Annotated in this window: 17 protein-coding genes; 13 read left to right on the top strand and 4 right to left on the bottom strand. The window is 42.8% G+C overall.

The annotated features are described in order from the left end of the window. Positions 1 to 596: 596 nt before the first annotated feature. The gene (nadK, locus tag JK628_RS16390; RefSeq protein ID WP_202285928.1) at positions 597 to 1,475 is read right to left on the bottom strand and encodes an NAD(+) kinase; all 879 of its coding nucleotides are present in this window, start codon (positions 1,473 to 1,475) and stop codon (positions 597 to 599) included. 99 nt (positions 1,476 to 1,574) lie between these two features. Between nadK and grpE the strand changes: the two genes are divergently transcribed. The 11 genes from grpE (at position 1,575) to JK628_RS16335 (ending at position 10,274) form a co-directional block, all read left to right on the top strand. Then, positions 1,575 to 2,177 (top strand): nucleotide exchange factor GrpE, encoded by a 603-nt coding sequence (grpE, locus tag JK628_RS16385; RefSeq protein ID WP_202285926.1) that lies wholly within the window; start codon positions 1,575 to 1,577, stop codon positions 2,175 to 2,177. Between the two features lie 510 nt (positions 2,178 to 2,687). Then, complete coding sequence (locus tag JK628_RS16380) at positions 2,688 to 3,152, top strand: hypothetical protein (protein ID WP_202285924.1); 465 nt, start codon at positions 2,688 to 2,690, stop codon at positions 3,150 to 3,152. A 226-nt stretch (positions 3,153 to 3,378) separates the two neighbouring features. After that, on the top strand, positions 3,379 to 3,846 hold the full coding sequence (locus tag JK628_RS16375; RefSeq protein WP_202285922.1) for a hypothetical protein: 468 nt from the start codon (positions 3,379 to 3,381) through the stop codon (positions 3,844 to 3,846). Further along, positions 3,836 to 4,792, top strand: a complete 957-nt coding sequence (locus JK628_RS16370; protein ID WP_202285920.1) for a hypothetical protein — start codon at positions 3,836 to 3,838, stop codon at positions 4,790 to 4,792. Before JK628_RS16375 ends, JK628_RS16370 begins: the two co-directional genes overlap by 11 nt. 6 nt (positions 4,793 to 4,798) lie before the next feature. Further along, positions 4,799 to 5,212 (top strand): hypothetical protein, encoded by a 414-nt coding sequence (locus tag JK628_RS16365; protein WP_202285918.1) that lies wholly within the window; start codon positions 4,799 to 4,801, stop codon positions 5,210 to 5,212. Positions 5,213 to 5,664: 452 nt separating this feature from the next. After that, complete coding sequence (locus JK628_RS16360; protein ID WP_202285916.1) at positions 5,665 to 6,069, top strand: hypothetical protein; 405 nt, start codon at positions 5,665 to 5,667, stop codon at positions 6,067 to 6,069. A gap of 22 nt (positions 6,070 to 6,091) precedes the next feature. Beyond that, complete coding sequence (locus tag JK628_RS16355; protein ID WP_202285914.1) at positions 6,092 to 7,132, top strand: hypothetical protein; 1,041 nt, start codon at positions 6,092 to 6,094, stop codon at positions 7,130 to 7,132. A 134-nt stretch (positions 7,133 to 7,266) separates the two neighbouring features. Next, complete coding sequence (locus JK628_RS16350) at positions 7,267 to 7,791, top strand: hypothetical protein (RefSeq protein ID WP_202285912.1); 525 nt, start codon at positions 7,267 to 7,269, stop codon at positions 7,789 to 7,791. Between the two features lie 27 nt (positions 7,792 to 7,818). Continuing rightward, positions 7,819 to 8,298, top strand: a complete 480-nt coding sequence (locus tag JK628_RS16345; RefSeq protein ID WP_202285910.1) for a hypothetical protein — start codon at positions 7,819 to 7,821, stop codon at positions 8,296 to 8,298. 152 nt (positions 8,299 to 8,450) lie between these two features. After that, the gene (locus JK628_RS16340; RefSeq protein WP_202285909.1) at positions 8,451 to 9,977 is read left to right on the top strand and encodes a hypothetical protein; all 1,527 of its coding nucleotides are present in this window, start codon (positions 8,451 to 8,453) and stop codon (positions 9,975 to 9,977) included. A gap of 45 nt (positions 9,978 to 10,022) precedes the next feature. Then, complete coding sequence (locus JK628_RS16335; RefSeq protein WP_202285907.1) at positions 10,023 to 10,274, top strand: hypothetical protein; 252 nt, start codon at positions 10,023 to 10,025, stop codon at positions 10,272 to 10,274. A 95-nt stretch (positions 10,275 to 10,369) separates the two neighbouring features. Here the strand turns inward: JK628_RS16335 and dxs are convergent, their stop codons facing one another. Genes dxs through xseB form a run of 3 tightly spaced genes read right to left on the bottom strand, consistent with a single transcriptional unit; the run spans position 10,370 to position 13,379 of the window. Beyond that, positions 10,370 to 12,235 (bottom strand): 1-deoxy-D-xylulose-5-phosphate synthase, encoded by a 1,866-nt coding sequence (gene dxs, locus JK628_RS16330; protein WP_202285905.1) that lies wholly within the window; start codon positions 12,233 to 12,235, stop codon positions 10,370 to 10,372. A 22-nt stretch (positions 12,236 to 12,257) separates the two neighbouring features. Beyond that, positions 12,258 to 13,139 (bottom strand): (2E,6E)-farnesyl diphosphate synthase, encoded by an 882-nt coding sequence (gene ispA / locus JK628_RS16325; protein WP_202285903.1) that lies wholly within the window; start codon positions 13,137 to 13,139, stop codon positions 12,258 to 12,260. Beyond that, positions 13,140 to 13,379 (bottom strand): exodeoxyribonuclease VII small subunit, encoded by a 240-nt coding sequence (gene xseB / locus JK628_RS16320; RefSeq protein ID WP_202285901.1) that lies wholly within the window; start codon positions 13,377 to 13,379, stop codon positions 13,140 to 13,142. Positions 13,380 to 13,800: 421 nt separating this feature from the next. On the opposite strand from xseB, the gene pomA reads away from it, so the two are divergent. Continuing rightward, complete coding sequence (gene pomA, locus JK628_RS16315; RefSeq protein ID WP_202285899.1) at positions 13,801 to 14,568, top strand: flagellar motor protein PomA; 768 nt, start codon at positions 13,801 to 13,803, stop codon at positions 14,566 to 14,568. Between the two features lie 4 nt (positions 14,569 to 14,572). Beyond that, positions 14,573 to 15,541 carry a flagellar motor protein MotB gene (locus tag JK628_RS16310; protein ID WP_202285897.1) on the top strand — a complete coding sequence of 323 codons (969 nt, stop codon included), beginning with the start codon at positions 14,573 to 14,575 and terminating at the stop codon, positions 15,539 to 15,541. Positions 15,542 to 15,800 lie beyond the last annotated feature (259 nt).

The raw sequence follows: 15,800 nt of genomic DNA, 5'->3' as shown, positions 1-15,800 counted from the left end.
GAGATGTGTACTAGACGTTAAATAGGTTAACGCTAATATGATCTAGATCAGTTTGTACCCTATTTGTGATTGAGAATGCTAGTCGTGGGATGCGCCACTGTCTGTTGCTTTTCTTGACTGTGATCTGGATCACGCGCCTTAAGCTGTTATACACGCCATAAAGTTATATAAAAACCTTATGACTGCTAATAATGGCTGATTTAACTAAAATTGGCGGTGATTGCTTTAGTGAATAGAGATGTTCTGATCTACAACTTTCTGTTTCACTCGTTAAGTTTGTTTCGCACTACAAATCGGCACTGTGGGCTGGATCACATTTTGCAGGGCTAGGGTATTAATCTGAGAGTGGGAAATGTTACTAGCTAATTGTTATTTAAGTTTTTTATTAAAATTGTTACCGCTACAGAATGATATCAAGATGAGTAGCAGTTTTAGCTAATTATGTTTCTATAAAACAGTTTAAACATTTAAGTAACGGCTCAATTTTGCTTTTAAGGCGGTGAAGAGTCATAGATGTTGGTTTTATGTAACAGCTTTTGTTGGCGATGGGTAATGATTTAAGGTCAATAGCGATACTATTGACCTTAAAGTCGTTGCTAAAAGAGTTTACTTCCCCAACCTAATTTAGACCGCAATACGTGGAAGTAGTTGTGCCCCTTAGGGTGGATCAATCTTAGGGTATCTTGGCTGCGTTTAATGATAATTTCATCGCCAGGCAGGACAGATAGATTGACGTGGCCGTCGCAACTGACCTCTAAATTATCGCCATTGTGAGGTGATACAACCAGCTTAATGATGCTACAGGAGTCGACAACAATCGGTCTGCAAGAAAGTGTGTGTGGGAACATAGGGACTAAGATAATCGCTTCTAGATTGGGGGTGAGAATAGCCCCCCCCGCTGATAATGAGTATGCAGTAGAACCCGTTGGTGTTGATACGATCATCCCATCGGCGCGTTGACTATACATAAATTTTTCGTCGATATAGACTTCAAATTCTATCATGTGAGCGATTTTACCGGGGTGGAGAACGGCTTCGTTGACTGCGGTATTACTCGATTTTAACTCGCCATGCCGATGAACTTCTGCTTCGAGTAAAAAACGTTGCTCAGTATCAAACTCCCCCTCTAATACTTTTGACAACGCGGCTTCAAAAGAATCAGGGGGTAAATCTGTCAGGAATCCCAAGTTACCTCGGTTTACACCGATGACTGCGATATCAAATCTCGCCAAAACTCGAGCTGCACCGAGCATATTACCGTCACCGCCGACCACAATGGCTAAATCACATTGGGCACCAATTTCCAATAGATCGACTGAATGCGTATGTGAGCCAATTTCGGCGGCAACACGCTCCTCAACCAAGACGCTATAGCCTTGCATTATTAACCAATGGTGCAATCTCTTTAGGGTGAGATTGGTTCCATCATGGTTAGGTTTACCAATAAGTCCGATAGTGTGAAAGGTATTGCTCATATTTGTGTCAGATCCGGCATTAGGCCTTGAAACCTCAAAATTGATCCCCATAATATGCCCAGAGCATGCAGAAACAAAGCATTTTTAGCTGGAGCAAAAATGAGCAACGAAACAAATAAAGTACAAGATAACCAAATTGACGAACAAGTTGAATCGATTGTAGAGGGCGAGTTACTAAGCGAAGCTAGTGACGAAGCCTCTATAATGGATGAGCTGACTCAAGCAAACTTTCGCGTTGAAGAGCTAGAGAAAGCGTTGCAAGAAGCACAATCAACAGTGGAGTCACAAAAAGACTCTGTGATCCGAGCTGCAGCAGAAGTCGACAATATTCGTCGCCGCGCCGCGATTGATGTTGAAAAAGCACGTAAATTTGCACTTGAAAAATTTGCTAACGAGTTATTGCCTGTATTAGATAATATGGAGCGCGCGCTTCAAGGTACTGATGCAGAAGCTGAAGCGACTAAAGCGATTTATGAAGGTGTTGAACTTACCGCAAAGAGCTTTGTGAATGCAGTTGAAAAATTTGGCCTGACGCAAGTTGATCCACAAGGCGATACCTTTAACCCTGAACTTCACCAAGCGATTGGTATGCAGCCTAGCGCTGACTTCCCTGCCAATACCGTAATGATGGTGATGCAGAAAGGTTATACCCTTAACGAGCGTCTACTACGCCCGGCAATGGTGATGGTCTCTCAAGGCTAATTGCCAAATGGGGTTACCCAATAAAGTGGCCAAATAGACTGACCTGATTAAACAAATTGAAATGCGAGTAAGTGAAAACTTACTCGCATTTTTTATGTCTGGATTGAAACGTTATACTCATTTCAGTTTACAACTGGATTATGTATAACCGAGCAATTGACTCAATATTTCGCCTAAAAGCTATTCTGCTTGTATCTTGTCATTTCTCTAGTCACTGACTACACGCCAGCAGGTTATTAAGCACAATTGCTGCGACATTAGTTTAATTTATCTTTTGATTTTGTTTGTAATACGATTAACGTATATTGCATGACATTGATTGTTAATGGCTTGTTGTTTTTTTTTGTTGCTTATGTAGGGTGCCTTGGCTGATTACAGCATATCACTCACCGGTACGAGAGGAATTGAAAGCAATTTCACGGACACTGGAACGACGACAAGGAACGCAACGGAATGCAGATAAGCAAGATAGATAAAAAGATATTCAAAGTGGCTTTCATGGCTTTGGTGATGAGTAGAAGCGCTAGTTTTTCGAGTTATGCAGAAGAGGATAAGCCAGGACCAACGACTCAAGGGACAGTGACCGTCGTGGGGACTTATACCGGTGGGGATAATAAGCCGGGATTCGGGGACGATGGTCTTTATGGGAAGAACGGCGCACCTGACGGGCGTGGTTCGCCTGACAGACGAGGAAATCCTGATGGGCCAGGCGGCTCAGTGAAAGAGCCTAAAAAGGAAGAAAAAGAAGAAACCAAAGAGCAGTGTGTTGCGTCGGCTAAATCAGTTGGTAGCGACTGTAGATACTTGTATGGACAAACTGGAGTTATGTTGCTGGCAGCTTGCGCTTGGATCGGAAAACGAACAGGCGGTACTTTAGGTACTTTCTGCGGTGGGCAGGTTGGTTTAACTTCGGGCAAAGCTATAGAGTGGTGTAACATGCAAGAGAAGGCTCTTATCACTAGAGAATGTAATTAAAGGTTAGGATGCGGTAGTTATTTTCACAAGTGAAGGCTGCGACATAAACAGCGGATTCAGGTGGTCATTTAAGTTCGACTAAGCCCGTTTGTTTACCGATGCCAACCCTTGATAGTCCCATATAGCTTACCTTTAGTATTAAGGTAAGCTATATGGGAAGCTGGTTCAAACTGTATTAGGTAGTGACTTACATCGTTTCGATTCAAAGTTGAAGGGTGATACTAAAATGAATAGAAAAATAGAAAACAATAACATGATAATAAAGCCCACCGCTTTAAAGTTCTTAGTGTTAAACACAGTATTGCGAATGTTAGTAATCCAGTGTTTGTTCTTTCTAGCCTTTCTATATATCAATGGAGGGAAAGCTGAACAAGTATTGACAGATGACATACTCTTTATATTATCAGTTTCAATTGGTGCAGCGTTACTCGATACTGCTCGAGTGTTGATATTTGATTGGTATACCTTGGAATTAAACCGAGAGCATTTAACCATCAAAGTATCGAGTCGTTTTTCACATTTTGATAGTTTATATACGATTAAAAAGCCAACATTTCTTGGTCGTTATAACCCGTTCGACACTTATGTGACCTTGAATCCGGTGAGTGGCCGTAAAAGATGCATTAGGCTTAACAAATACTGTTTAAGTAAAGCTGATATGGGTGTGATTAAGGCATGTTTTTATGCTAATTAGTCAATCGAGGAATCAAATTGCTTTAGGCATTTTAATACTGCTAATTAGCGGTATTTTTCTCTATCATGGATTGCGAGATGATAACCAACTGCAAGCTACATTAAATTATCAGCTCACAGACAGTGGTTTACAACATGAACTTTCGGCAGAAGCCCCTCTAAATATAAAGTCGGAAACGGCAATAGAAATCAGTATCACGGCAGTCGATGCCGAAGAAGAAGCTATTTATCGTAACTTTGTCGTTGCGTTTAATAGCGAAGATCCTACTGACATATCGACTTTTTTAAATAGAGCATTACAACATCCGGCCCATTTACTCAACGATATAGAGCAGTTTCGAAAAGCTCTTATAGAGCTTGACTATGAGATGTTGCAGGAGTTAGTGCATCGTTTTGTCGGTACAGAGTATGAACAAAAGGCGTTGAGAGCGGCGCTTGATATGGCCGTAAGCGGGCGTAATATTGACTTGATTGAGTTCCTAACGAATATTGGCGCCGATGTTACACCGTCTCATCTTAGGAGCGCTATTTTCTCTCACGATGATGCGTTTATCACGGCATTACAAAACGTGGGTGTGGACCTGATTGATATTGATGCTAAAAACCATGGTGGCGCATCAGCTTTGAGTTATCTTATCTACTGTAGTATGAATATTAGCGGCGAATATAACCCTATTTTTGATCGGTTACTGATGGCTGGTTACAATCCTAGTGAGGAAAAGTACGGGGTTGACCCCCTGTCTTTGTCGATAAGGTATTTTAAGTTGGCAGGGGCGGGTAACGCTCAGCTTTATGCCAAAAAGCTGATAAGTAATGGTGCTAACATTACACCTCGCCATTTGAATATGATGATGAGTATAAAAGATAGTCATCCGAAGTTGTATGATGACGTTGTTGAACAAATTCCAGAGTTAAAAACCCCAAATGCAATGACTCACTCCCGATAGTTAAGCTTGGAGGCTAGTAAGCATTATGACGATGCTCTGGTTTACGCGTTATGGGGAGTTGAGCATTATGACTCTACTGGGCTGAATACTTACTTAGCATTAATTTCAGATGACCATTTTGATGGAAGCCTCACAGCGCGTTTATTGATATCGAACTCAAGCGATAAAGTCACTCAGCGTTATAATGAGCTATCGCAATGGATAAGAAGTGAGCAACAGAAATTAGGTATTGAACTGCAAAGTCCACCTAAAGCTGCTATCAATGATTTTGCACTCCAATTTGCACTCCAATTAGCACTCCAGAAGAGTATGAACCCTGAATTAGTAAGTTGGATAAGTGAATTAGAGGTGAGTGAGAATAACCGATTTAACAGCACGCCTTGCATTGATGAGCTTTTGACTAGCATGACAGCAAACTAAAAAATAAGCGCTAACCCTAAAGGTGAGCAAGCTCGAAGTACAATGCCAGCAAGTAAAGCTTGCTGGCATTTTTTATGCGTGGACTTTACTTAAGTTGGTTAAGTTATGCGTAGGTTACCGATAGATTGTTTGTGGGTGATGCTCCAGCCCAAATCGATCTCTACTCATCATATCTGTCTGCTACTTTATTGAAATTAAGTTAACTTTACTCGCTGTTGCTAATACTTCCTTTGTATATTGCATCCCGACTGGCGTCGGCTGGTTGTTGTTTTTTTGTTGCGCACGTAGGCTGTGAACGCTGGTTACAACATATCGCTAACTACTGAAAATGGATTTATATGCAATTGAGAAAATGCAAAGGAATGCAGATGAGCAAGATATATAAACGGCTTTACTGACTTTGGTGATGGGAGTCACTAGTTTTCCAAGGTTATGCTGAAGAGCCCGCACCTATGACTGTCGTGGGAGAAAGGCCTCCAGCCCTAGAGTTTGGAGAAACGTTAACACACAGTTGGGGTGACAGTGGCTATGATAACGGTGCTAGAAATGGCCCCGATGGCCCCACTGATAGTGACAGAACTGATTCTCGAGAGGAAGAAGAAAAAGAGTGCGTAGCAAAAAGTGCCGTAAAATATGCTACTTGTAATGCTTTCCAATCTGCAATCTACGCAGATACTCTGTCACAATCATGCGCTGGACGAGGTACTATTACTGGAGGTGGTAATGCTGTATTTGTTGAAGGTAGTGCATCCTATGATGCTTACACCCAATGTAAAGACATTGCACAGGCTGACAGGAATAACGCCTTAGATGTATGCACTGTATTTCAAGCAAACCGTATTGCAAGTTGCCTATAGAATTTAAAACGGAATAAATTAAATGACAAATAAGCTTTTACTCTGGAGCCTCGTATGCGTTGGTTTATGCCTCATTGGTTTAATTATTTTTTTCGACTCTAATCAAGTAGAAGAAGCTGAAGGCATAAACAATCCTGCACTTGAATCGCTAAGCAGTGAAAGCTTAGCTGCTTACAAGGCAACTGAAGACACGGCACCTGCAACAAAACTTAGAGCCACTACTGCAGTACAGGCTATACCGCAACAAGCTAGTGACAAGGCTAGAAAGAGTTTCGATGATGCATGGTGTAACGCAGTAAAAGAGCTGAGCCCTGAGGATATTATTTTGGCTGAGTCGCAAGTTGCAGATTGGGATGAGTACCAAGGTCGGGCGAGTATGAAAAGTGCGAGCGAGATTAACTTAGATGATGTAAACCATCCAAATAATAGCTTTGTGGTTTCCTATCAAGAGCTGCCGAAGGCTGAGTTAAAAGAGCTGGCCTCAGCTGGCGATAAATGGGCGATGGTGACTTTAGTCCAGGAGGCATATGGTGACAAGGAGTTTAAATATCAGATCGCCAAGCAATTACTGGTCGAAGGAGCATCTTATTATGCACTTGAATACTTGGTTATACAGGAACTAAGTGCGGCTAAAAGCAGTTATCGACGCTCTGGCGATACTAAGGAGGCTACCGACCATATTATTAGTGCGTTGACTTACGCTTTTTGGGGAGTCGAGAACTATAATATTGCTGGGCTTAGTTCTTATTTGGGAGTTAGCTCAAGAGGGTATTTTGATGGTTATATCGGGCCAGATGTAGTGTTAGCTCACTCAAGTGAAGTTGTTAAGCAGCGTTATAATCAGTTATCTACATGGGTAGAAAGCGAACGTGAGATATTAGGTATCACTGCTTCGCAGCCGAGTAAGGGGGCTATTAACGATTTCGCACTTAACTTGGCTATTCGACGAAACATGAATCCTGAACGAGTTGAGTACCTCAGTGAATTCAATATCACTGAAAATGACCGTCTTAACAGCACCCCTTGTGTTAGTGAGTTCATGGTTAGTTTGTCACAAGATTAACCGTTAAGCTTCACTCTAAAATCCAGTAGATTAAAACTGAATGCCAGCAAATTATGTTGCTGGCATAGGCTATTTAGTAGGAAGTAAAACATATCGGAAGTGTGCCGGAAGGATTGCAAAGGAATGTTATTAATTTGAATAACCAAGGTGTAAGGAAAAGTGTTATCGGCGCGAGCTTATGTCTCATTAGTCTCAGTGTTTTTTATTACCTCAATGAAAATGAGGAAACAGTCGCTAGCGCTCAGTTGCCAAGCACTGATGACTTGGCAGCGCGGCAAACTAAAGTGGCAACGAGCAGTGCGATAACAAAGAAGGTTGCAACGCTTGCTGTTATCGAGCCAAGCGCTGCGCCTCAGCAAGCTGAAGCTAGCGCCTTAAAGTGCTTTGATGAGGATTGGTGTGTAGCCTTTGAAGAGCTGAGCGCAGAGGATTACCGTCTGGCGGAGTTACAACAAGCAGATTGGAGTGAGTATCAGGGTGTTGGCAAGGTAAAGTGGGGTTCTCGAATTAACAGTAGCGATGAACGTTACCCAGGTAATAGCTTTGTGGTTTCCTATCAAGAGCTGCCAAAGCAAGAATTAAGAGCGCTGGCGGTGGCAGGTGATAAGTGGGCGATGGTTGCCTATATTCAAGGCCCGTACGGTGATAATAAGTTTTAAATTGATATTGCTAAGCAGCTGTTGGTCATGGGGGCAACTCATCATGCACTTCATTTTTTAGTGAAACGGTCGATGATAGCGGCCAAAACGACTGACTCAAAAGAGGCGACTAAACAGGCTACTACGGCGTTAAGCTACGCCTTGTGGGGCGTTGAGCATTACAGCACTAAAGGATTGTCAACATATTTTGCATTAGGTTCTGGCAGTTTCTTTGGTGATTATACCAAGCCTGATATGCTGTTGCAGCATGCTGGTGTCAGTGTGCAGCAACAATATGATGCGCTTTCAGCATGGGTAGAGGAGGAGCGCGAAAAACTAGGCATCAGCGCGCAGCAGCCACCGAAAGCCGCCATCAGAGATTTTGCCGAATCTGTTGCTTATTATCGATACAAGTACCCTGAAAGCATTGAACTTATCGGCGGTTTAGCCATCACTGAAAGTGACCGATTTAACAATACCCCTTGTGTTAATGAAGGTTTGGCCGGTTTTATTGAAAGCTCACGCTAAGGTCTAAAGTCAGCGCTAACCTATAAGGAGAACAGGTTACAAACCTAATAGCGCTATGGTATATTTTTTATTAACAGTGGCTTAGCGTTTTATTTTGACACAAACTTACATCTGAAATAACAACCTGTACAAATATTTAAAGGACTAAATAATTGAAGACAATACATTGGTTATTGGCCATTGCGGTTACCTTTACATTCGGCTTTTGGCTAGGAGGATTCACTAGCATACCCTCTCCCGCTGAAGTGAGTAAAACCTCGGTACCAGGTGGTGATAACAGTGGAGAACTGGCAAGTATAAGTTACATGGAGGGGAGCGATAAACTAGCATCTTGCAAACCAGACATCAGTAAGAATATTGCTAATACATATGCAGAAATAGAGCAGCTTTTACTGGATTTAGAGGAAAACCCAAAAAATAAAACAGCACACATAAAGCTCTACAGCATTATCAGTGAGCTTTCACTTACCGAGCTAGAAACACTCTCAATAACATTAGATAGTAGAAACAAAGTGCAGCGTGATTTGTTACTGCCGTTAATAACGTCACAGTTAATTGAGCTTGCGCCCAGAAAAGTATTACCTTTTATTGAGCAATACAATCCATTGCCCGATAGCGATCCTTATTTACAACATGTAAAAGCTGTTTTAGCAGCAAAAGATCCTGAGTTTGGCTTTGAGCTCTTCGAAGAAGGCCTTGTAAGCGCTGACAGTGACACCGGTGTTCCTGCTAATCGTGAGTTCATTTCAATACTCGCTAAGCACAATCTAGAACTGCTGATGCATTTGCTTGTGCAGTATAAAAACAAAGAGATTGATATATCATCAGAACTTTTATCAATTAGCTACCGCTTAGAAACTAGTGATGAATTTAGCGGCTTTTATGATGAGCTACGCAAGCTTAACGATATTGGCTTGCTTGCTAGCCCCCTTATGCAGTGGCTAGAAATCTCGCCAGATGATGTTTTTGCCAAGTTAAACCTGATAGAGGATGTTGACGAGCGCAAAATGGTTATCGAAGATGCCTATAATACTTGGATGTATGTAGACCCAGAAACGGCCGCAAATAAACGGCTGGCTGATGCTTCTGACAAAAAATCCGAACTAACGGATATTCTACGTTGGTGGCCAGACGATGAATCTGAGCAGGCATGGGCTTGGTTGTCGCAACAAGATGGGATAGATATCAATAGTTTTAAAATACAATTGTTAGATGAGTTAAGTTATTCCTCCCCCGGTTTCTTGCTAAAACATTTAGCCGACGTTTCATTAGATAATGATGAAAAAACATCTTTTCATCATAAAATATATTCAGCATTAAAACGACGTAGCAGTGAAGAAGCACAGCAATTTTTAACGACGTTATCTTTATCCAGTCAAGCAGACGTACAAGCATTAATTGATGAAAAGGAAACGCCTAAGACCACTCCCCGAGAGAGTTATCGAGACAGTATCAATAAGGGATTCAATCAATATTTCCATTATAAAGAAGCTAAAGCCTTTGCTGTTGCTATTGACGATGATGGCGCGTTTTCATGGGGATATAGTGTTAACAGAAAAGATCAACAAAGTGCGAATAAAGCTGCACTAGAGATTTGCCAAAAAAATCGTCGAAAAAGTAAGGTCACTGACGACTGCAAAATTTATGCGAAAGGAGATAGTAAGCTATTTAATTTGTAGTAAGGCCAGTAGCCACTAATAGACTGATATTATTGAGGATTAAGTGTGATTTCTAAAATAGAAGCAGAGTTAAGCAAACAACAGAAAAAAGTCAATTTGACGGTTTTAATTTTTACGCTTCTGGCAATTTGGATCGATTATTTATACAACACAGTGTTATTTTTTGAACTGAATAAGCCTGGTCATAGTCTTGACATTTCGGCTGTGGGATCGTCGATTATTTTAACGGTAATATTAATGACTAATAGCTTTAAAAAGCTACTTAAACAACATGGCAGCGACAGCTGTGACAGCTAGCTATCACTTAAGCTAAAACCACAACGCTATAAAGTAAAAAAGGACTGCAATCGCAGTCCTTTAATATGTCTTGCGCTAATTGGTATTAAAGCCGTTTACGCTAAGTAGTCTTCGATCTGCTTTTGAATACCTGCTGCATCAAGTCCAAGTTCACTGATGATCTCATCAGGTGCGCCGTGCTTAATAAACTCATCGGGTAGACCAATCTGCAGTACTGGTTTTGGTAATTTAAGCGCTTGCAGTAACTCAAGTATGCCAGAGCCTGCACCGCCCATAATGGCGTTCTCTTCAACGGTGACTAATACATCATGGCTTTGGGCCAACTCTTTGACTAAATCCACGTCCAGCGGTTTAACAAAACGCATGTCAGCAACGGTGGCATCAAGTGCTTCTGCGGCTAGTAGGCTATTGGCGAGCGTGGTACCGAAGTTGAGGATGGCAACCTTTTGTCCACGGCGCTTTATTAAGCCTTTACCAATGGGCACAGCTGTCATTGTTTCAACTTGCTTAGCGCCAGTGGCGCTGCCGCGAGGGTAGCGCACTGCTGTCGGCCCTGCTTTATAGCAATAGCCGGTATAGAGCATCTGTCGACATTCATTCTCGTCAGACGGCGTCATAATCACCATATTGGGCACTGCTCGCATAAAGCTCAAGTCGAATGCACCTTGGTGGGTAGGGCCATCAGCGCCCACGATACCGCCGCGATCGATAGCAAACACAACCGGCAGCTTTTGCAGAGCCACATCATGAATGAGTTGATCGTAACCACGTTGTAAGAACGTTGAATAGATAGCAACAACGGGTGTGTAACCTTCACAGGCGAAGCCTGCTGCCAATGTCACAGCATGTTGCTCGGCGATGGCTGCATCGAAATACTGTTTCGGATAAAGCTGTGAAAACTCAACCATACCAGAGCCTTCGCGCATGGCAGGGGTAATAGCCAGTAGCTTTTCATCTTTCTCTGCTACATCACAAAGCCATTTACCAAACACTTGTGAAAAGGTTGGATCACTGGGTTTGCTTTTGGGCTTTTCAAAGGTCGATGGATCAAACTTTGGCACTGCGTGCCAGCCGATAGGATCTTTTTCTGCCGGCTCATAACCACGACCTTTCTTAGTCATGATATGTAAAATCTGTGGGCCGTTGAGGTTACGCATATTACGCAGGGTCTCAACTAATGCATCAACATCATGGCCATCAATAGGACCAATATAGTTAAATCCTAGCTCTTCAAACATGGTGCCGGGAACGACCATGCCTTTAAGGTGTTCTTCAGTGCGTTTAGCCATCTCTTTGATAACAGGCATGCCTTTAAGCACTTTCTTACTGTTTTCACGAATGGTGGTGTAGAAACGACCCGACATTAGCTGTGCAAGGTGATTGTTGAGTGCGCCAACGTTTTCAGAGATAGACATCTCATTATCGTTAAGGATCACCAACATATCGTTGTGCAGATCACCTGCATGATTCATGGCTTCAAACACCATGCCACCGGTCATGGCGCCATCTCCAATAACAGAGACTACTTTACGACCCGCTTGCTCTTTTTCAGCAGCAACAGCCATCGCGAGTGCAGCACTTACAGAGGTACCCGAATGGCCTACGCTGAAGGTGTCGTATTCACTCTCTTCACGCCAAGGAAAGGGATGGATCCCCCCTTTTTGACGGATGGTGTGCATTTTTTCACGGCGACCAGTCAAAATTTTATGGGGGTAAGCCTGGTGGCCAACATCCCAAATTAGTCGGTCAAATGGGGTGTTATAGACATAGTGAATAGCCACAGTCAGCTCGACTGTGCCCAGTCCTGAGGCGAAATGGCCACTTGATTTACCCACTGACTTCAAAAGGAAACCTCTAAGTTCATCTGCCAGTTGTGGCAGAACGGCTTGAGGGAGCTGTCTTAGCTCATCAGGGGTGTTTGCCTGTGCTAGCACAGGAAATTGAGAAATATCAAAACTCATATCGAGATTCTTTGTCTCTTTATTAAACTCTTCGCTCAATGATATAACGGGCGAATTCGGCAATTAACTGGCTATTGTATGGTAATTTAGCCAGCGCTGATAGTGCGTCCTCAATCAAACTGCTAGCAGTTTTTTGGGCGCCCTCTAAACCAAGCAACTTTGGATAAGTGCTCTTATTTGAATCCGTGTCAGAACCTTGAGGTTTTCCAAGCTCTTCGGTACTGGCAATAATATCTAATACATCGTCTTGCACTTGAAATGCGAGGCCTATAGCGTCGGCAAAATCAAGCAACGCCTGTCGCTCTTTATCATTGATTTTTGCGGCAATAATGGCAAATTCAACGGCGCAACGGATCAGTGCGCCAGTTTTAAGCTTATGCAGCTGAATAAGCGTTGCCAGCTCAATCTGTTTATCTGTGGCAGTTAAATCCATCGCTTGGCCACCACACATGCCACTATACCCAGAGGCGTTCGCTAAGGCTTTAACCATTGCTAAATTCTGTGATGGGGTAATGTTTTCAATAGGCTCACTGATGATTTCAAACGCAAGAGCTTGCAGCGCGTCACCCGCTAAAATAGCCGTTGCTTCATCATAGGCAATATGTACCGTTGGCTGACCACGACGCAGTGCGTCATCATCCATCGCGGGAAGATCGTCATGAATGAGAGAGTAAGCATGAACACATTCAATCGCCGCGGCACACGAATCTAGGGTTTCAAGCTTAACCTTTAGCATATCGCCGATAGCGTAAACGAGAAATGGTCTAATACGCTTGCCACCAATTAACGCACCATGTTTCATGGCCGCTTTTAATTGAGGATCGATATCAGCTAGTGCATCTATACGAGATGAAAGTTGAAGATTAATGCGCTTTTGGTATACAGCTAGTGACTCTGCTAACAATTACTCACCCTCTATGTCATAAGGCTTCAAGGTGTCGACACCCTCATCTGTCATTAGCACAGCCACTTTTTGCTGTGCATTTTCAAGTTTACTTTGGCTATTTCTTACCAGCTTAATTCCACGTTCGAACTGTTTTAACGCATCATCGAGGGACACGTCGCCGTGCTCTAGGTCTGCAACGATTTTTTCTAGCTCGGAAAGTGATTCTTCAAAAGAGAGGTTTTCAGGTTTTTTTGCCACGATGATCATTCCTAGAATTAAGCGATACACAAAGTATATCAGCAGGGCACAAGGGTCAAATTAAGCCGTTGAGTATTTGCACAAAAGCACGCTTTCGAGCATAAATCATCCACTCAACTCGTTATAGCGATAAGTTATTTATGCTGTTGGGCTCTATTTTAACGGAAATAGCGTAACAATTGCGGGAAATATCACTCAAGAGATCTTAACTTTGGTCGCTATATTAGGTGTAATAATGAAAATGTGTGTGCTATTTAGCCGTTTGCTTAGTTGATGCTTGCTGTCATGATGACAGCGTAATATTGTCGCTAGGTTTCTAGTAGACTAGCGTTTGAATATTTAACCTAAATTCAGGTTAAATAATGTGGACAGCATTCGATTGCAGTTGTTTAGCGAATAGATGGGTATTTGAGGAGCGGTTTTGGATTTAGCAACCCTAATAGGACTGATTGGCGCATTTGCGTTTGTTATCATGGCGATGGCAAGCGGCGGCGGGATCGGTATTTTCATCAATGTACCTTCAATCTTAATTGTCATGATAGGTTCGTTATTTGTCGTGATGATGAAATATAACCTTAAGCAATTTCTTGGATCAGCCAAAATTGCTGCCAAAGCATTTATTTTCAAAATTGATAAACCTGAAGAGCTAATTGAGCAGTCAATTACGATGGCCGATGCGGCACGTAAAGGTGGTTTCTTGGCGTTGGAAGAGGCTGAAATTAACAACAGCTTTATGCAAAAAGCCATTGATATGTTAGTTGATGGCCACGACGGTGATGTGGTGAGAAGTGCGTTAGAAAAAGATATTGCATTAACCGAGGAGCGTCACAAAACTGGTATCGGTATTTTTAAATCGATAGGTGATGTTGCACCAGCAATGGGCATGATTGGTACGCTGATTGGACTCGTGGGTATGTTGTCTAATATGGATGACCCAAAATCTATTGGTCCAGCAATGGCGGTCGCCTTGCTTACGACACTTTATGGCGCGGTAGTTGCCAACATGGTGGCGATTCCGATTGCTGATAAGCTATCGCTTCGAATGAATGAAGAGATGCTGAACCGTAACTTGATTATGGATGCCGTATTAGCCATTCAAGACGGTCAAAACCCCCGTGTTATCGAAGGTTTCCTTAAGAATTATCTCTCTGAAAAATCTCGTAGCATAAATACTATGGACGGGGCATAGTTCGATGGCCAAAAAAGTCAAATGTGACTGTCCGCCAGCTGGAGCCCCGCTTTGGCTAGCAACTTTTGCTGACTTAATGTCCTTGCTTATGTGTTTTTTCGTCTTGCTGCTGGCTTTCTCTGAAATGGATGTGATGAAATTTAAGCAGATTGCAGGTTCGATGAAGTATGCATTTGGTGTACAGAATAAAGTGGAAGTGAAAGATATTCCCAAAGGGACCTCGGTCATAGCGTTAGAGTTTAGACCGGGTCGGCCTGAATCGACGCCAATCGAAATTATCAATCAGCAAACTAATGAAATGACCGAGCCAATGCTAGAGTTTCAAGCGGGCGAAGATGATAGTGCCGGTGGTGTACAGCAGCAGCGTGGCGAGCAACGTGGAGGCGAATCATCGTCTACGGCGCAAGAGCAAGAAGATGCCAAGGCGCAAGCCAAGTCAGCCGCCGACGCACAAAGCGAAGCGACAAAAGCAGAGGCAGCAGCGCAAGATAAAATCAATCAGCAAGTTAAAAAGATGGCTCAAGAGCTGAATAAAGAGATCGTTGATGGCGCCATCGAAATTGAATCGCTCGGACAACAGATTATTATTCGGATCCGTGAAAAAGGCGCATTTGCGTCAGGTTCAGGCTTTTTGCAGCCGCGCTTTAAGCCAATCGTTAGGCGTGTGGGTGAGTTGCTAAAAGATGTACCCGGTATTGTGACCGTGTCGGGGCATACGGACGATTGGAATATTTCTAATGAGCTCTATAGCTCAAATAGGGATCTCTCGAGTAAACGTGCGGTGGCGGTTGCCCATGAGATGATAAAAGTGAAAGGCTTTGACCAGATGCGGTTGAAAGTGGTGGGCATGGCTTCATCTGCGCCGTTAGTTAAAAATAACTCTCAGGCCAATAGGGCGCGTAATCGCCGGGTTGAAATTGCTATCGAGCAAGGTAAACCTAAAGAGTCAGATGAGATCCAAGTTTCTCAATAAACTTAGAAGATTAGCGAATTTATACCCATCTCACCGAATCCTGCATCTTCAGGTCGGATGGGGGGAGTCGTTAAACGGGTAAGCAGCTAAAGGTGCTTACCCGCTTTTCTTTAGCTTGTACTCAATGAAAATATTGTCCATAAACTCCTCCCATGACAGCGTTTTATCAAATGTGTACTCACTATTTTTACTTTTTGTCATGACAATTGCGTATATGGCTATACGCAATTGTGGCTAGATATTGTTATAATCGACAAAT

This window comes from Shewanella sp. KX20019 (assembly GCF_016757755.1).
In the GTDB taxonomy this organism is placed as follows: Bacteria; Pseudomonadota; Gammaproteobacteria; order Enterobacterales; family Shewanellaceae; genus Shewanella.
Note: the sequence above shows the minus strand (reverse complement) of the source record. Positions and strands in the feature narration are given on the sequence as shown.

Coding starts and splice junctions, on each gene's coding strand:
- nadK (WP_202285928.1), bottom strand. CDS start 1,475: ATGAGCAATACCTTTCACACTATCGGACTTATTGGTAAACCTAACCAT.
- grpE (WP_202285926.1), top strand. CDS start 1,575: ATGAGCAACGAAACAAATAAAGTACAAGATAACCAAATTGACGAACAA.
- JK628_RS16380 (WP_202285924.1), top strand. CDS start 2,688: ATGAGTAGAAGCGCTAGTTTTTCGAGTTATGCAGAAGAGGATAAGCCA.
- JK628_RS16375 (WP_202285922.1), top strand. CDS start 3,379: ATGAATAGAAAAATAGAAAACAATAACATGATAATAAAGCCCACCGCT.
- JK628_RS16370 (WP_202285920.1), top strand. CDS start 3,836: ATGCTAATTAGTCAATCGAGGAATCAAATTGCTTTAGGCATTTTAATA.
- JK628_RS16360 (WP_202285916.1), top strand. CDS start 5,665: ATGACTGTCGTGGGAGAAAGGCCTCCAGCCCTAGAGTTTGGAGAAACG.
- JK628_RS16355 (WP_202285914.1), top strand. CDS start 6,092: ATGACAAATAAGCTTTTACTCTGGAGCCTCGTATGCGTTGGTTTATGC.
- JK628_RS16345 (WP_202285910.1), top strand. CDS start 7,819: ATGGGGGCAACTCATCATGCACTTCATTTTTTAGTGAAACGGTCGATG.
- dxs (WP_202285905.1), bottom strand. CDS start 12,235: ATGAGTTTTGATATTTCTCAATTTCCTGTGCTAGCACAGGCAAACACC.
- JK628_RS16310 (WP_202285897.1), top strand. CDS start 14,573: ATGGCCAAAAAAGTCAAATGTGACTGTCCGCCAGCTGGAGCCCCGCTT.